12 protein-coding genes are annotated in these 15789 nt (G+C 51.9%); 5 read left to right on the forward strand and 7 right to left on the reverse strand.

Annotated features, from left to right (window positions below; genetic code table 11):
• Positions 1 to 176 precede the first annotated feature (176 nt).
• The 4 genes from D7M11_RS19240 to D7M11_RS19255 all read right to left on the reverse strand — a co-directional run bounded on the left by D7M11_RS19240 (position 177) and on the right by D7M11_RS19255 (position 5521).
• Entirely contained in the window at positions 177 to 887 is a 711-nt protein-coding gene (locus D7M11_RS19240) for a PIG-L deacetylase family protein (RefSeq protein WP_120748875.1), read from the reverse strand.
• Between the two features lie 28 nt (positions 888 to 915).
• Positions 916 to 1869 carry a GNAT family N-acetyltransferase gene (locus D7M11_RS19245; RefSeq protein WP_120748876.1) on the reverse strand — a complete coding sequence of 318 codons (954 nt, stop codon included), beginning with the start codon at positions 1867 to 1869 and terminating at the stop codon, positions 916 to 918.
• 21 nt (positions 1870 to 1890) lie between these two features.
• The gene (locus tag D7M11_RS19250; RefSeq protein ID WP_120748877.1) at positions 1891 to 3072 is read right to left on the reverse strand and encodes an exo-beta-N-acetylmuramidase NamZ family protein; all 1182 of its coding nucleotides are present in this window, start codon (positions 3070 to 3072) and stop codon (positions 1891 to 1893) included.
• A gap of 238 nt (positions 3073 to 3310) precedes the next feature.
• Entirely contained in the window at positions 3311 to 5521 is a 2211-nt protein-coding gene (locus D7M11_RS19255) for an AraC family transcriptional regulator (RefSeq protein WP_193556232.1), read from the reverse strand.
• Positions 5522 to 5871: 350 nt separating this feature from the next.
• On the opposite strand from D7M11_RS19255, the gene D7M11_RS19260 reads away from it, so the two are divergent.
• The 5 genes from D7M11_RS19260 to D7M11_RS19280 all read left to right on the forward strand — a co-directional run bounded on the left by D7M11_RS19260 (position 5872) and on the right by D7M11_RS19280 (position 12237).
• Positions 5872 to 6747, forward strand: coding sequence for an ABC transporter permease (locus D7M11_RS19260; protein ID WP_240041218.1), 876 nt, complete (start codon positions 5872 to 5874; stop codon positions 6745 to 6747).
• Positions 6748 to 6768: 21 nt separating this feature from the next.
• On the forward strand, positions 6769 to 7662 hold the full coding sequence (locus D7M11_RS19265; RefSeq protein ID WP_120748880.1) for a carbohydrate ABC transporter permease: 894 nt from the start codon (positions 6769 to 6771) through the stop codon (positions 7660 to 7662).
• Between the two features lie 82 nt (positions 7663 to 7744).
• Positions 7745 to 9280 (forward strand): extracellular solute-binding protein, encoded by a 1536-nt coding sequence (locus D7M11_RS19270; protein WP_120748881.1) that lies wholly within the window; start codon positions 7745 to 7747, stop codon positions 9278 to 9280.
• Between the two features lie 75 nt (positions 9281 to 9355).
• On the forward strand, positions 9356 to 10666 hold the full coding sequence (locus tag D7M11_RS19275) for an ABC transporter substrate-binding protein (RefSeq protein WP_205127082.1): 1311 nt from the start codon (positions 9356 to 9358) through the stop codon (positions 10664 to 10666).
• A gap of 254 nt (positions 10667 to 10920) precedes the next feature.
• Positions 10921 to 12237 (forward strand): ABC transporter substrate-binding protein, encoded by a 1317-nt coding sequence (locus D7M11_RS19280; protein WP_158606723.1) that lies wholly within the window; start codon positions 10921 to 10923, stop codon positions 12235 to 12237.
• 162 nt (positions 12238 to 12399) lie between these two features.
• Here D7M11_RS19280 and D7M11_RS19285 read toward each other — a convergent pair whose 3' ends face one another.
• From D7M11_RS19285 to D7M11_RS19295, 3 genes are read right to left on the reverse strand one after another with little or no spacing between them, the layout of a single operon-like run.
• Positions 12400 to 13794 carry a serine hydrolase gene (locus D7M11_RS19285; RefSeq protein WP_240041219.1) on the reverse strand — a complete coding sequence of 465 codons (1395 nt, stop codon included), beginning with the start codon at positions 13792 to 13794 and terminating at the stop codon, positions 12400 to 12402.
• Positions 13795 to 13853: 59 nt separating this feature from the next.
• A complete protein-coding gene (locus tag D7M11_RS19290; protein WP_120748885.1) occupies positions 13854 to 14387 on the reverse strand; it encodes a histidine phosphatase family protein in 534 nt (177 codons plus the stop codon).
• 56 nt (positions 14388 to 14443) lie between these two features.
• Positions 14444 to 15481: a serine hydrolase domain-containing protein gene (locus D7M11_RS19295; RefSeq protein ID WP_120748886.1), complete on the reverse strand. Its 1038-nt coding sequence runs from the start codon at positions 15479 to 15481 to the stop codon at positions 14444 to 14446.
• Positions 15482 to 15789 lie beyond the last annotated feature (308 nt).

The raw sequence follows: 15789 nt of genomic DNA on the forward strand, positions 1-15789 counted from the left end.
TGGAGCCCCTAAACTTAGAGAAAGGGAAACGCCTTCTCATGGCGTAAAGGCGGCCGCTCCGCTGAATCGTCGCTTTACTCTTATAAGTAAATATCTATCAGCCGCAAAAAGCAAAAAAGGGCCGCCACCTGCGCGCTTGCGCAGATAACGACCCTTGTCTAACAGCCGGAGCCGGCTTACTCGAACCACTGAAGCCGCTTGTTCAGCGCGCCTCTCGGCACCATAAAGCCTTGCGCCCGTTTGAAGTATACCGGAGCGCCGCGGACGACCGTTAACGATTTGTAATAATCGATATACGGGAATCCGTACGTTTCCCCGCGCGCGAACGCATAAACGCTCAGCGCCCGAATCCAGGCGTCGAACGCCTCCTCCGGAATGTCGACGAATACCTCCGGCACGAACTCGTGCATATCCTCCCAGTTTTCGGAGAAATATATTTTTTTCGCGTAATGGGAGGGAAGGTCCCGCTCGATCGTTTTTAATGCCGCGTAGAAATGAGCATCCTCTACAATTGCGTGCGTGTTCGCATGGTCCTTATGAATGCTATGTTTCCAGTGTGTAATAATAATATCCGGCTTCACTTCGCGAATTACATCCGCTACTTCGTACTTGATCTGGTCGTTCACCGGAATTTCCGCATCCTTGTACTGCAAATAACGGACATCGGCGCCGAGAATTTCAGCCGCTTTGTACGATTCTTCGATTTTCTGCTTGGCATAGTCGTCCGGGCTCAGGCGCGGATGGCCTTTCTCGCCCGGGGACAGATGCAGAAAAGTCGCTTTATGCCCGGCCTGCGTATATTTCGCTATCGTAGCTCCGGCCGTAAGCTCCTGATCCCCCGCATGCGCGCTTATCGCCAGGATGTGATGTTTTTGCTGTTCGGACATGGCTGCTGGTTCCCTCCATCACTTGATGTTACAAGCTTTTTTTACATACATGAAATCGTCTGGATACGGCAAAGCCGAGTTTTTTGTACAAATGGCCTGCCGTCGTCGCTTCGCCGGTCCACAGGAACCAGGCGCCGTGCAAGCTTTGCGCCCGCATATTCGCCAAGCAGTCGTGCAGCAAAATTTTGCCGAGCCCTTTGCCCTGCTGAGACGGATCTACGCCGAACGGGCCGAATCGCTCCGCAACGCCCTCGTAGCCGCCATGCATGCAAAAGCCGACTAGCTTGCCGCGTTCGCGCGCCACGTGAATGGCCGTAAGCGGCAAGCCGCGCAAGATGCCTTCGCGGATCGCCCGTCCCCAGTCGGGATTGAATACGTCGCTTGCGAAGCGGATCAGCTCCACCAGATCTTCGTCCGACGCGAGCCGGAACGTGTACCCTTCCTCTTCCCGCACGCGCTTCAGCGCCTTGACGTCATCCGGCATCGAATACCGGACGAGCGAATAATCCATCGCAACGGGCGAATACAGCCGGTCAAAGCCAAGCTTGAGCAAAAACGCATATCCCTCCGGATAGCTGTCCTCGTCTACGCCCGGCATGAAATAATTCGGCGCGTAGGAGGAGAAGAATACATACTTCCGCCCGTGTCCGCTTAAAAAGTCGAACGCGTCTTGCATCAGCCGCGAGCCGACTCCTTGCCGGCGCCATGCCGGATCTACCGCAAAAGCCGTAACCCAGCCGTTCTCCGGCTCCAGCTCCGTTCCGGTCATCGGGAGCAGTCTTCGCAGGCTGTAGACAAATCCGATCAGCTTGCCGCCCGCGAATGCGAGCCTAAGCCCTTGCGGATCGAAGTTTGCGTCGAGCAGTACCAAATTGCGAAACCGCAGCGGCGTAATCGGATCGTGGTGCAGGCAATCGTTCCACAGCTCCACGATCGCGCGCTCGTCGCCCGTTTCATAATGCCGATAAACGATTGCTGTCATCTGTATCTTCCTTCTTTCCGTTTATTCGTACAGCAGGTAAGGCTCGCGCGTCTTCGCCCATTCCGCCGCTTCGAGGTCCCAATCGTCCGCGATCTTTTCGGCCGCTCCCGGCTCGTGCAGCGTTAGCTTGACGCGGTCGCCGCCCGTGAGCAGCTCGATAAACGACTTGGAGCCTTCCTTAAACGGCGGCAGCCAAGCAAAATGCTCCGAATGCGACTGCTGGATATGCTGAAGCAAATACAGACCGGAACGGACGGCGCTGTAAGCCTTCGGATCGGTCACGTACACTTGAACGCCGCCGCACAGCTCGCCCTTATGCTTGGAGTACATCGGGGTAAAATAAGCGGGATGGAACACGACGCCCGGAAGTCCGCGGCGGTTCATCTCCTCGGCAACGCGTTTGCCGTCCAGCCAAGGGGCGCCGATCAGCTCGAAAGGTTTCGTCGTTCCCCGGCCTTCCGACAAGTTCGTCCCTTCGAAGAAACAAGTGCCCGCATACACCCGCACCGTATCCATCGTCGGTATATTGGGGGATGGCATCATCCAAGGCAATCCCGTTTCCGGGTATTCCATACCCCGGCTCCAGCCTTCCAGCGGCACGACTTGCAGCTGGCATTTCGTCTCCGACTGGTCGTTCACGAGTCTCGCGAATTCGCCGATTGTAAGTCCGGTACGGATCGGAATTTTCCAGCCTCCGACCATCGATTGGAAGCCGTCGCGCAAAATGCCGCCTTCGACCGTTAGGCCGCCAAGCGGATTCGGCCGATCCAGCACGATCAGCTCCTTGCCCGCCTTCGCGCAAGCCTGCATCGTATAAATCAAAGTCGTCAAATACGTATAAAACCGGACGCCTAGGTCTTGAAAATCGAATACAATCGCATCTACCGTCTCCAGCATGTCGGGCGTCGGCGCGCGATGTTTGCCATACAGGCTGTAAACCGGTATGCCGAGATCGGGATCGGTCTCATCCTCGAACAAAATGCCCGCCTGTCGCTCCCCGCGAATGCCGTGCTCGCACGCAAATAAGGCGGTGAGTTGTCCCGCCTTCTGATTCGCGCAGACGTCCACCGTGGAACGGAAGTCTCTCGTTACACCTGTCGGATTCGTAAGCACTCCGAAACGTTTGCCTTCCAGAACCTTCGCTGCCGACCGGGCCAACCCGTCGGCTCCGGATAACACAAGCTGCCGATTAGAACTCTCCATGGAGTCTCCTCCCATTCGGTTACAATATTCGCTTTATTGCTCCCCGTTATGAATGGCGCGTCTTGCTTATGTTTTTCCAGTTCCGTTATTCCGTTAAAGCTCCATACAGCCCCATTATAGCATTAAGAAATAATATTTCAATAATAATATATGTATACAAAATTTTATTTTACGAAGCCGTCTCGCAGCAAATAAGCCGTTCTCCGCTTTATGCGGACAACGGCTTTCTCGAAGCTTCTCAGATCGTCTCGGTTCGAGGCACTTGTTTACGGAAATCGCTCGGCGTTACACCGTTGCTTTTCTTAAACATACGATAAAAGTACGAGCTGTTCGTAAATCCGGTCTGTTTAGCAATGTCCGCCACGGAATAATCGGATTCCAGCAACAGTTGCTTGGATTTATTCATGCGCACCTCTTGAATGACGTCCGTCAGCGTGAAAAATGTCAACTGCTTGTACAGGCGGCTTATATATATAGGCGACATGCTCAGCTCGTCCGCAATCGAGTTCAGGCAAAGGTTCGGGTTCGCATATTCCCGCTCGATTATCTCGTTGATGCGTTTCACCAAATCGTTTTGCTTCGAGGTTTTCTTCCCTTCCAGCTGTTTTCTCAATCCATCGAATATCCTGAAAAATGGAGCCGTTATTTCTTCGACAACTTCCACTTGGTCCAACGAGACAAGAGGGGAGTCGAAGTCGGCTTCGTCAACGATAGCGTTATTTTTCCGAATCGTATTCAGGACGTTTATGACGGTGAACGTCAGATGGGCAATCGTCAGTTGGACGACGGTATACGAATATTCCGCCGTAGCGCGGACCATGTCCGAGAAAATGGTCTTGGCTTCTTCGATTTTCCCGGTCATAAGGCAATCGACCAGCTGCTTTTCCCGTTGAACCGGAAACGCATACTCTTTCAGCTTCAGGTTCATGACGTCCTCCGACCATATCAGACAGCCGTGGCCGTAAAACAGCCGATGCAGCGAAGCTTCTTTAACCTGATTATACATCAGGATCCCTTCGTTGAGGGTTGATCTGACCGGGCTTACGGTGATGGAAACCGTTATTTTAAGATGATTCAAAACCGCTTCCTGCATCGATTTCAGTAGACTTAGCAAAGCTTTTCGATCCGAGCTTACGTGAGGATCGTCGCTTGCGAGCAATAGAAGTACCCGATCTTCGCCAATATCGACCCCTTCGGCATAAAACAAGGAGGAGCTTATTTCTCCGCAAATATTCATGATAGCGTACTTTACCAGTTTGAGATGGTCCCGGTACCGATCGGCGCACTCCGCGAAACGATCCATCTTGAGCAAGATGAGTCTGGTTTCGTAATCCGCCCGGATGGTGAAGCCGAATTCAGTTAATTTATCCTGCAGCGTTTCCGAACTATAGGTCTCCCTTCGAAGCACAATATTCCGCAAAAAGTGCTGCTTCACGATATACTGGTTGTTTCTCCGCTCCGTTTCAAGCGATTTCAATCGCTTGAGTACTCTATCGATCGGTCTGTACAGTTTTCGGGTGGCAGCAACGGACAGCAGCAAGCCGAGCAGAAGCACTAAAAGGCTAAAGGTAATCGTTTTCGTTCTCATGCTCGTAATCTCCCGCGTTATTTCCGAGTAAGGCGTCGTCCGTACGTATCTCCAGCCAAGCGAGTCCGGGGCCGTGTAAGAAACGAGCGACTTGACGCCGTCGACTATATCCACGAAATAATCGGAGACGATGCGATTATCCAGAATGTTGCGAATATAACCTTTTCCCGAGTAATCGGATAACATCGGATCGCCGCCGTTACGCGAAAGCAAAATGCCTTGTTCGTTCATAATGAACGTGCTTGCGCTGAAGCCGGCGGTTACGCTGCCGAAATCTTTATTGACCCACGACTCGGCAATATTGAGCACGACGGCGGCGCTCGTATTCTTCTCCAGCATATCGAACGATAAATAAGAGTAGCTGCTTACCTGTTTTTCATCGCCAATTGCATAAATTCTCGGTATCGGATAATACGGCCGATATGCCCGGATGTTATGGAAAATGTCCACAATCCCCCGGTCGTCCAACTCCTTCTCCGTCTGACTTCCGTTTCGGAACGTGTCCGAACTGATGTAGTACATCCCGGAGCTTGCATTGTACACATAAATCGATTCGATAAACGGCATCGATAGCCGGTAGTTGTTTAATTGTTGCATCGCCAGTGTGACATCGTAAATGTCCGGCTTCGGGAAGAAGATCAGCTTGGAGATCGTCAAATCTCCGTATATTTGAAACGAAAGCGTCTTGGCCGTATCCGTCATCTTGGCCACTTCCCGGCTCGTTTGTTTCAGAGAGTTCAGATCGGAACGAGAGACTTGCCGGATGGCGATGCTTTCAAAGTTCATGATGAGCAGCGTGGAAGAGATGAGCAAAGTAAACACGATACTGACCACAAGGCTGATCAAAATGTTTTTGTACAAGTTCCTGTTCTCACTTGGGCTCACCCGACTTCTCATCCCTTCGCAAAATTCATTCCAAAAAAGTATAGCTTACATGACGACTATGTTGCCATAGGGAGAGTGAAAAAGTAGAAAGAACACATGAAAGTACGAATTGTTCACTCCCGGAATAAGCGCCAATACGGCGAAAACTTCATTTCTATGACGCAATGTGGAGTTTATTTGCGCCTGCTTTCTCTGTACGATGGGGTTCGGATGAGCAGGCGCTATCAGACGTTCGATTCGTCTTCCGCCGATCCTATTACAGCCGGGGAGGAACAGGGCTCGTGTCGAGACGGGGATTTTGGAATGAACTGAACAAAAACAAGCTTATGTTTCTGATGTTGCTGCCGACGATTTTGTTTTTTTTCATCAATTCGTATATTCCGATGGTCGGCATCTATTTTGCGTTTACGAGCTTCGATTTTCGCGGCGGGCTGTTCGGAAGCCCTTTTGTCGGACTGGACAATTTTAAATTTTTGTGGAAGTCCGGCAAACTTGCCGAACTCACGCTGAACACGATCGGCTATAACGCGGCTTTTATCGTTTTTAAGAATGTGCTGGCGATCGTGTTAGCGATTTTGCTTAGCGAAATCCACGGGAAGCTGTTCAAAAAAATAACGCAATCGATTTTGTTTTTGCCCTATTTCGTATCGTTTGTGCTATTGAGCGCCATCTCATACAACATGTTCAATTATGAAACCGGCTTTGCCAATACGTTTCTGAAGTCGCTCGGGATGCAGCCGTTCAACTTTTACGGCGCGCCGTGGGTATGGGTCATCCTCCTCGTCGTGTTCTACTTGTGGAAGCATATCGGCTACAGTATGATCATTTATTTGGCGTCCATAACGGGCATCAGCGACGAATACTACGAAGCGGCCCGAATCGACGGAGCCACTTTACGGCAAAGGATTTGGTATATAACCGTCCCGATGCTGAAGCCGACTTTCGTTCTTCTGCTTCTATTTTCCCTTGGCAGCATCATGAAGGGGCAGTTCGATCTGTTTTACCAACTGATCGGAAACAACGGCCTTTTATTCGGCAGCACCGACATAATCGACACGTACGTGTTTCGATCGCTGAAAGAAACGTTCGACATCGGCATGGCGACCGCGGCAGGACTTTACCAATCCGTATTTGGCTTCATTCTGATCGTAAGCGTCAATTATATCATCAAAAAAATCAACGAGGATTACGCCTTGTTCTAATTGGCGAGAGGAGGTTCGATTATGAACGTGAGAGCTTCGGAGAGATCCGTCGTTTTTAGCGTGCTCTCCTACACGGTCGTTGCGGCCGCGGCGATCGTTTGTATATTTCCGTTTTTACTCATTTTGTCGGGGTCTTTGACGCTGAACGAATCGATCATCAGGGACGGATACCGGCTTATTCCGAAACAATTTTCGCTGGAGGCTTACAAAACTATTTTCGCTTCGCCCGGTCCGATCCTGAAAGCGTACGGCGTAACGACTTTCGTGACAGCGGTCGGTACGACGATCGGGCTGTTCATGACGACGATGGCCGGGTACGTTTTGCAGCGGAAAGACTTCAAATACCGCAATAAGATCATGTTCTATATTTATTTCACTACGCTGTTCAGCGGAGGACTCGTACCCTGGTATATCATGATGACCTCGTACCTGCATCTGACGAATACATACACGGCGCTCATTTTTCCCAGCTTGGCTTCGCCGTTTCTGATCATTTTGATGAGAAGCTTCATCAGGTCGACCATTCCCGACGAGGTGATCGAATCCGCGAAAATCGACGGCGCGAACGATTTCGGCATTTATTTCCGCATCGTTCTCCCCCTCGCCATGCCGGGCATAGCGACTGTCGGGCTGTTTATGGCTCTCGGCTATTGGAACAGTTGGTTTTCGTCGTCGCTGTTCATCAACGACCCCAGCAAATACGAGCTTCAGTTTTACTTGTACAACATCATTAATACGATGTCGTTTCTGGCCGATCTAGGGGTAAGCTCCGGGGTCACGCTGTCGGGCGACATTCCGATGGAGTCGACGAAACTGGCCATGTCGCTCATCGTAACAGGGCCCATTCTGCTGCTCTATCCGTTCGTGCAGCGCTATTTCGTTAAAGGCTTGACCATCGGCGCAGTAAAAGGTTAGTCCCGGCGCTTCAACCGTTTTTCCAGCGGCCTGCCGGCTGACATAGTATGATAAACTTTTAGAAAGCAGAGGGAGGCTTCACATGAAAGGAAAGACATTGCTGATGTTTGCGAGACTCGTCGTTTTGGCGCTCGCGGTCGCGCTGTTTGCCGGGTGTACCGGCAAAACGCAGAACGCCGGGGAAACCGCGAATACGGCCGGCTCGGGCAAGGGGCCGGACTTTTCGAAAAGGGTGGAACTGCAGCTTTACATGCTGGGGGATCCGCCGAAAGATTTGCCGGTCGTCGAAGCGAAAATTAACGAGCTGGCTTTGAAAGACCTGAACGCCACGGTAAAATTCAATTACATTTCGTGGACGGACAATACGACCAAATACAAGCTGCTGCTCACGTCCGGTCAGCCCATCGACCTGATCTATACGGCGAACTGGTTCGGCTACCAGCAGTATGCGAAGAAGGGCGCATTCCTGCCTCTGGACGAGCTGCTGCCCAAGTACGCGCCCAACTTGCACGGGTTCGTGCCGCAGGACATGTGGAACACGGCCAAGATCGACGGCAAAATTTACACGGTGCCTTCGACGTACAAAGAGTATACGACCGGAGGCTTCATCTACAGGGAAGACTTGAGGCAGAAGTTCAATCTGCCGAAGCCGGAATCGATCGCCTCGTTCGAAGCTTATTTGGACGGAATCAAGAAAAACGTTCCGGATTTGTTCCCGCTCGCCTCGGGCTTTAATATGCGCAATTACATGGAGCTTACCGTCGATCCCGCCGGATCGTTTCCGTACGGAATGACGGCTTCCTACGGCAAACCCCGCGAGATGACTGCCTATTGGGGTTCGCAGGCCCATCTGGAAGGATTGAAAGTAGCGAAAAAATGGGCCGATAAAGGCTTCTGGTCCAAAAACGTGCTGAACGAAAAAGAGCTGGGCAACAATCTGGTTATCGGCGGCAAATCCGCGGCGCTATTCTCGCACAATCCGTCGATGTTCAACGATATGAACTCGAAGACGCAAGCGGCACATCCGGACTGGAAGCTGGCCTATTCGCCGTTTCCGTTCATCAAAGGATACGCGACGCCGGTTACGCCGATCGGCAACGGTTTCGCCATTCCGAAAAGCAGCCCGAATCCGGAGCGAGCCATCGCCTTCTACGAAAAACTCATGACCGATAAAGAGTATAACCGGCTCACCGAATACGGAATCGAAGGGGTCAATTATACGGTCGATAACGGGTATTACCAAATGATCGGAGACAGCAAATCGAACGGCTTTCCGCGCGAGGCGATGAACGGCTGGTCGTGGCGGAATCCTGAATACATGCTGTTCGACAAAGGGTATGACGGGGTCAAAGAAATTTTTGCGCAGCTGGACAAAATCGCCAAACCGGACATTTATTCCGGCTTCGCCGAAGACTATACGGCTTACCAGGCGGAGAGAGCGGCGCTGGAACAAGTTTCGAAGCAATATCTCGCGCCGCTCGAGATGGGTCTCGTCGAAGATGTGGAGGCCGGCCTGAAGCTATTCATGGAAAAAGCGAAGGCGGCGGGGCTGGAAAAAATCCAATCCGAATATAAAAAGCAGTGGCTTCAATATTTGGACGAAGCCGCAATCAAATGATTGATAAGGACAAATCAGTATTGGCTATATACCCGTTAACGTACAGAGAGGATGAAAAGCTTGGTTAAAACACAGATGTCGATGTTCATAGTGTTGTTGACGGCTGCAGTCAGTCTAGCCGGATGCGGCGGAGGACAAGCTAGCAAATCGGGTCAAGCCGGGGAGTCACTCGCAAAGACTTGGGAGAAACCGAAAGAGCCTGTTACTATTAGCTTCTATTTGCCGTACGCAGGTGATACGGCTACGTTCATGGAGCAGTATGGGAATTCGATCGCCAAGAAATTTCCGCATGTTACTTTAAAAGTCATCAATTCCCCGGATACGAACGTGGCGGGCAATCTGTCCAACTTGCTTGCTTCGCAAGAGCCGATCGACATTTTCCTGAACGGCGATACGAACCATTACCGGTACATTACGCCGTTTAAGTTTGAGTACGACATGACGGACATGATCAAGAGAAGCGGCTATGATCTGAACCGTCTCGAGCCTAGTACACTAGAAGCCGTGAAGGCTCTTTCTCCGAAGGGCGAAATGTATGCTTTGCCTTTGCGAATGAATGTAATGTCCCTACTTTATAATAAAGACATTTTCGATAAATTCGCTGTTCCTTATCCAACGGACGGAATGACTTGGGACGAAGCTTACGAGCTTGCGAAGCGAGTCACTCGAAAAGACGGAGATACGCAATACAGAGGTTTTATTACGCAATCTTACAGCATCGCTTGGCAGAACCAAATGTCCCTCGGGTTCGCCGATCCGAAAACGGATAAGCCGTTATTTTCATCCGACGAGCGCTGGTCGCAGTATGTCAAAAATATAAACCGTTTCTACGAAATTCCAGGCAATGCCTTGTTGGAAGGCAGCTTCGGCGGAATCAACAACCTGTTCTATACTTCAAAAGTGGCGGCTATGTATGCCGCCTCGATTCCCGGTACGCCGCAGCAAGTGAATTGGGATTTGGTCACGTTGCCGGAATTCGCCAATCTTCGCGGTATCGGTTCGCAGGCTTCGCTCAACTTGGCTTACATACCAAGCATCAGTAAACATAAGGAGCAAGCTTTTGAAATCATCGCTTACATGACCAGCGACGAATATCAAACCGAGATGGCCAAAAAAGCGCTTGGACTGCCGGTCATCAAAACGCAATCGGCAAAAGATGCTTTCGGTCAAGACAATCCGAATCTGGCAGGGAAAAACCTGAAGGCGCTGACGAAAAACAAACCGGCGGCTCCATTCCAGCAATCGCCTTATCAAGCGATTACGAACAACCAGCTTGAAAAACTTTGGTACCAGCTTGGCAAAGGCCAGCTTGACATCAATACAACTTTGCGGATGGCTGATGAAAATGCCGTGAAGGAGATTGAAAAGCTGAAATCCGGTCAGTAATTTACGGTACTATGAAAGAGTCGGTGAAGACCCCTCCCAGACTGTCGAGAAAATCTCGACAGTCTTTTGCGTTTTGAGTCCATATGGCTGCTTTACGATATCTTTACACCCCATTCATTCAGCGCTAACATTCGTCGCTACGATTAGGAAAGTAGGATATGCACGGACAGACAGGTCCGGCATCCGGAGCGACACTACATAGCGCGTTCGTTCCACGACACCAAGACTTACCAAAAATCGAATGGGGTGCAAACATGAGTAAACGCTCGAAATGGGTTCCGCTTGTCCTGCTTGTCGCTGCCGTAACAGCCGCAGGCTGTTCCACGGCCAAAAAGGAGGAGCCGGTTCAGGCCGCCGCCGCCAATACCGGGTTTCAAGTATCGAAAGATCCGGTAACGTTGAAATTATACGTCAACGTAGTCCGGCTGTCCGATCTGGAGTATCAGGCTTTTTTCGTAGAACCGCTGAAAAAGAAGTATCCGCATATCACGCTGGAAAAAGTGGACGGCAAGCTGGAGGATTTGATCGCCGCCGGCAATATACCCGACATTATCGTGTCCGACAACGACTGGCATATGCCGCTCAAGCAGCTTGATCTTCCTATGGATTTGACCGAGCTCGTCAAGCTGTCCAAGCTGGACCTGAGCCAGTTGAACCAGGAGGCAGTTAACGCCGTTCGGAATCTCGAGCCCGGACAGCTGCAAGGCATTCCGTTCAGCTTGAACCAAGGCGCGATGTTTTATAACAAAGACCTTTTTGACAAGTTCGGAGTTCCGTATCCGAAGGATGACATGCTGTGGAGCGATGTAATGGATCTGCACCGAAAATTGACCCGTATGGAAGACGGCGTCCAATACATCGGTATCGACCTCCGTTTCCCGGATCATATGGTCAGCCCGTATACGCAAGCGTTCGTCGATCCGAAAACAAACAAAGCGCTCGTCGACATCCCGCTTTACCATCAGGTGCTGGAGATGTTCGATCAGATGTACAAAACCCCCGGCTACATCGGGCCGAAGGACAAGTACGCGTACGGGCCGGCCGGCTTCGTCACGGAAAAAATACAGGCGATGCAGCCCGACTGGGTAACGAAAATCGTCAGCGATCTGCTTCAGGCCGAAGCAGACGGACTGGCGCCGAACTGGGATATGGTCACGAATCCGACGTTCCCGGACAAAAAAGGACAAGGGCGTCACGCTCTCGCGGATATGCTCGTCATCACAAAAGCGAGCAAACATAAGGAGCAGGCGATGCAGGTGATTCAGATGCTCGTCTCCCGCGAGCAGCAAGTCGACATCAGCCGCCATTCGCGGGTTACGGTACTGAACGACGATGAAGTGAAGAAGCAGTTCGGGGCGAACAATCCGTCGCTGAAAGGCAAAAATACGGCCGCCGTCTTCAAAAATCCGTCTACGCCGACGCCGCCTCCGCATATCGCCGATAAAGAGGTGCAGACGATTATCCGCAACATTCGGAAGGAAATGGCGATCAACAAAAAGGATATCAATACCGCTCTCCGCGAGGCGCAGGAGCAGGCCGACAAGAAGGTTGCGGAATTGATGAAAAAATAGGTCGTTTACGGGAACCGGGAGCCTGCAGCTTTAGCCGCAGCTCCCGGTTTTTAAACTTGCCCGCTTAACGGTACAACAAACGAAACCGAAGTACCCGCCCCCGACCTACTCTCGATTCGAAAGCGAAGATAGGTGTTCGGCAGCCCGACACCCGCACGCCGGTTACTGGCCGTACCGCTCCGCCAAAAAGCTTTTCCCTTCCTGGCGGAAGGTAAGCGATACGGGCTCCCCATCGCTTTTTGGCCCAAATGTTATCTCGGCATTTGCCGCTTCCATCCGGAAGCTCGTATCCGATTCGGCTAGTAACCGGACGGGGGCTTGTCCCTGTACTTGCGCCAAAAGCTCGCCTTCCTTCTCCACAATCGACAATTGCAGGCCAGATCTCGTGCGGTACGATCCGGCATAACGGGCCAGCAGCTCATGTGGCAAGCTCACAGCATCGCGGAGCGCAGGGAAGTAATCTGGCCATTCGTATTCGCGGGCTATAGCCCGCTCGATCTCCGAGATCATCGGACTTCCTTCATTGGAATTAATCATAATGGCCGCTCCTAGGCCGAGATGGCGGTATAAAGTCAAACGGGCCGTGAAGCCTTCGTTTGATCCGCCATGTCCGAAGCGCGCGCTCTGCCCTTCGCCATCCACGAAAAAACCAAGCCCCATACGTTCCCAAGCCGGAGGGACGAGCATTTGGGTAAGCGTGCTTGCCGTGAGCGGGAAGTTGGAGCATCGTTTGATAACCATCTGCAGCTCGGTGCCGAGCCGGGCCAGATCGGAAGGCGTCGTCCACAATCCCGCAGCCGCCATTTCCGGATAAACATGCCAGTTGCCGCTAACCGGGCGACCTTTCCAAGGATGCGCGGCAGCCGCTGCGGAATGCAAATGAGGAGGCAAGGGCTGGGCATACGTGCTGTTCGCAAGACCGGCCGGCGCAAGTATAAACTGCTCCATAAGGTCCGGGAACGATTTGCCTTCGCAAAGCTCCTGAACAAGCAGTTGGGCTACGGTCGTGCCTCCTCCGGAATAGCGAAACTGTACCCCGGGAACAAGATTGACACGCACAGGCGGCGTATGCGCCGGTGGCTGTCCATTCAAGATTTGGACGAGGGAAGGAAGCTGCTCCGTTCGCTCGTACCCGGGAAATCCGTGTACGGTAAGTCCGGCCGAATGGCTAAGCAACTGCCGAAGCGTAACTCGGGGCTGCCAGTTTCCGTTCGCCGGTACGTGCCACGTTCGGAGGCGATCGTTAACGTCTTCGTCCAGGCTCACAACACCTTCTTGCACGAGACGCATCGCCGCCAAAGCAAATACGGGCTTGCTGATCGATCCGGCTTGAAAGAGCGTCGTTTCCGTTACCGGATCGGGCTTGCCCGCCTCTCGGACCCCGTATCCTCTCGCCCATTCCACCTTGAAATCGCGTATAACGGCGATGGAAACACCCGGGGTATTGTAATCCTTCATCCGCTTCGCTAGCGATACTTCGCCAGCGTACTGATTTCGCAAGCCACCGTCCGGCAGCAGACCGTTCACGATTCTTTCGATTCTTGCTTCCGTTTGCACAGACAATCGCTCCCCTCTCCTTTACCAACAGATGCGAGATAAACCTGCTCTCTCTTGATTCATCCCAGCTCGTATACCTTGTATTCCCCGTTTCCCAAGGATAGCCGGAGTATGTTACCGTCATCCGGGATTCCTTCGAAATACGCGCCGATACAGCCCGTCGTGCAGCGGTGCCCGGAAATCAAGATGTTGCCGTCACGCCCGCCATAGCTCTTTTCCAGCTCGCGCATGAAGCCGAACACTCTTTTCGTAAAGCTGCCGACCTCTTCCACACCTGCATAAACGTCCGAGTCGGGCACGACCCCGTTCATCTTCACTTCGGCTTTGGGTAGCCCATCCGCCTCTCCCAGATCGAAAACATCCAGCCTTGCGTCGATAGCCGCTTGGCGGCCCGTGGCGATCTCTGCCGTTTGAACGGCTCTTTGCTGCGGAGAGGAAAAGACCTGATCGAACGTGTTGCTCCCGAGCATCTCGCGTAAACGCTCCGCTTGCTTCAAGCCCTGCTCGTTCAAGGGCAAGCCCGCTCTTCCTTGCATTCTTCCTTCCTTGTTCCAATCGGTTTGCCCATGTCTGATGACATAAATCGTCGTCATGTTTGATCCATCCTCCCGGTGTGACATGATTCATGATTCCCAGCATGCCGATGCCTTCAGGTACCGCTTGACTGCATCCGCTGCCATATGGCCTTATCGATTCGAGCCGCCAACGAGCCCGCACCTGTACTCGTATTCGTGATCACATGAGCCTGTATGCCGGATTCGGCGTACACGGACGATTGCATATTTACTCCGGGATCGCCGCCCATGACATAATATTTGAAAATCCCGTCCCCGGGCGTAGAGATCCACACTCCATACCCATAGGAAAGCTCTTCCGAAACGCGCCTATGAGGTAGCAGCATCGTATGTGTGATGCTTGCCGACAAAAGCCGATTGCCGAGCAGCGCTTCCCAAAACGTCGCCAAATCCTGGACGGTTGTATAGGCGCCGCCATCCGGACCGCCGACGACAGGGAGCGAAAAGATGTTCGTTTTCCAGTTATATCCGTCGTTAATATACCCGGTCGCTGTACGTTCAGGCAACCGATCGAGCCAGAAGTAGCCGGAATCGTTCATTCCGCATGCTTGAAAGATGTGAGTTTGTACATATTCCGTAAAACCAATCCCGGCTAGCTGCTCCACGATTAATCCGAGCACGATGAATCCCGCATTGCTGTATGAAAAGCGGCTGCCTGGCGCGAATTTCATCCGTTCATTTTGAAATAAGGGGAGGAAACAGGAAGGCGAGGTCATCGCGTACATAGGCACCGATCGCCAAAGCTCCGCATAGTCGCTCATCGTCTCTTCGTCGAAGTAGTCCGGGATTCCCGAACTGTGCGTAAGCAGTTGATGCACGGTTATATCCGGATCGAAAAACGGGAAACGGATGGGTAAGCACTCGTTCAGCCGCGTGTCGAAAAGCAGCAGCCCCTTCTCTACGAGCTGACCGATAGCAACTGCCGTAAAAATTTTGCAGCCGGATGCGACGCCGAAACGGGTATTCGTTTGGTTTTTCGTCTGTTCGCTGCGATTCGCGTAGCCGTAAGCTTGTTCGAAAATGCCCCCGTCTTCCTCTCTGACATAAACCGCTCCGCTGAACGGAAGCTCTTTTTCACTGTTGTAAGCTTCGATCATGCCCGCCATATCCATATGGATGCTCTCCTTTATTGGGAGGATTAGCTCCATCTTAGCGGATAGCTGCAAAATTTGGAAAATATAATTTCGATCTTAAATAAACTTCCCACTTTCGTAGGTGTAGTGTAGCTGGTCTAAATAGCAGTCTTTGGGGGCCTTTATTTTTGTTGAAAGTTGTTTTTTGGAAAAATATGGCGTTTTTGAGCCTCTTATTTCCGCCGTTATAGCCACGAAGGGAACTTCTAGCTCCCCATAAGAGGCCCAAAAGACCGCTATCCCTATGACGCTCCTAAGTTCGGATGATATAACATGCTCAAAAGACT

This window comes from Paenibacillus ginsengarvi (genome assembly GCF_003626695.1).
Taxonomy (GTDB): domain Bacteria; phylum Bacillota; class Bacilli; order Paenibacillales; family NBRC-103111; genus Paenibacillus_AB; species Paenibacillus_AB ginsengarvi.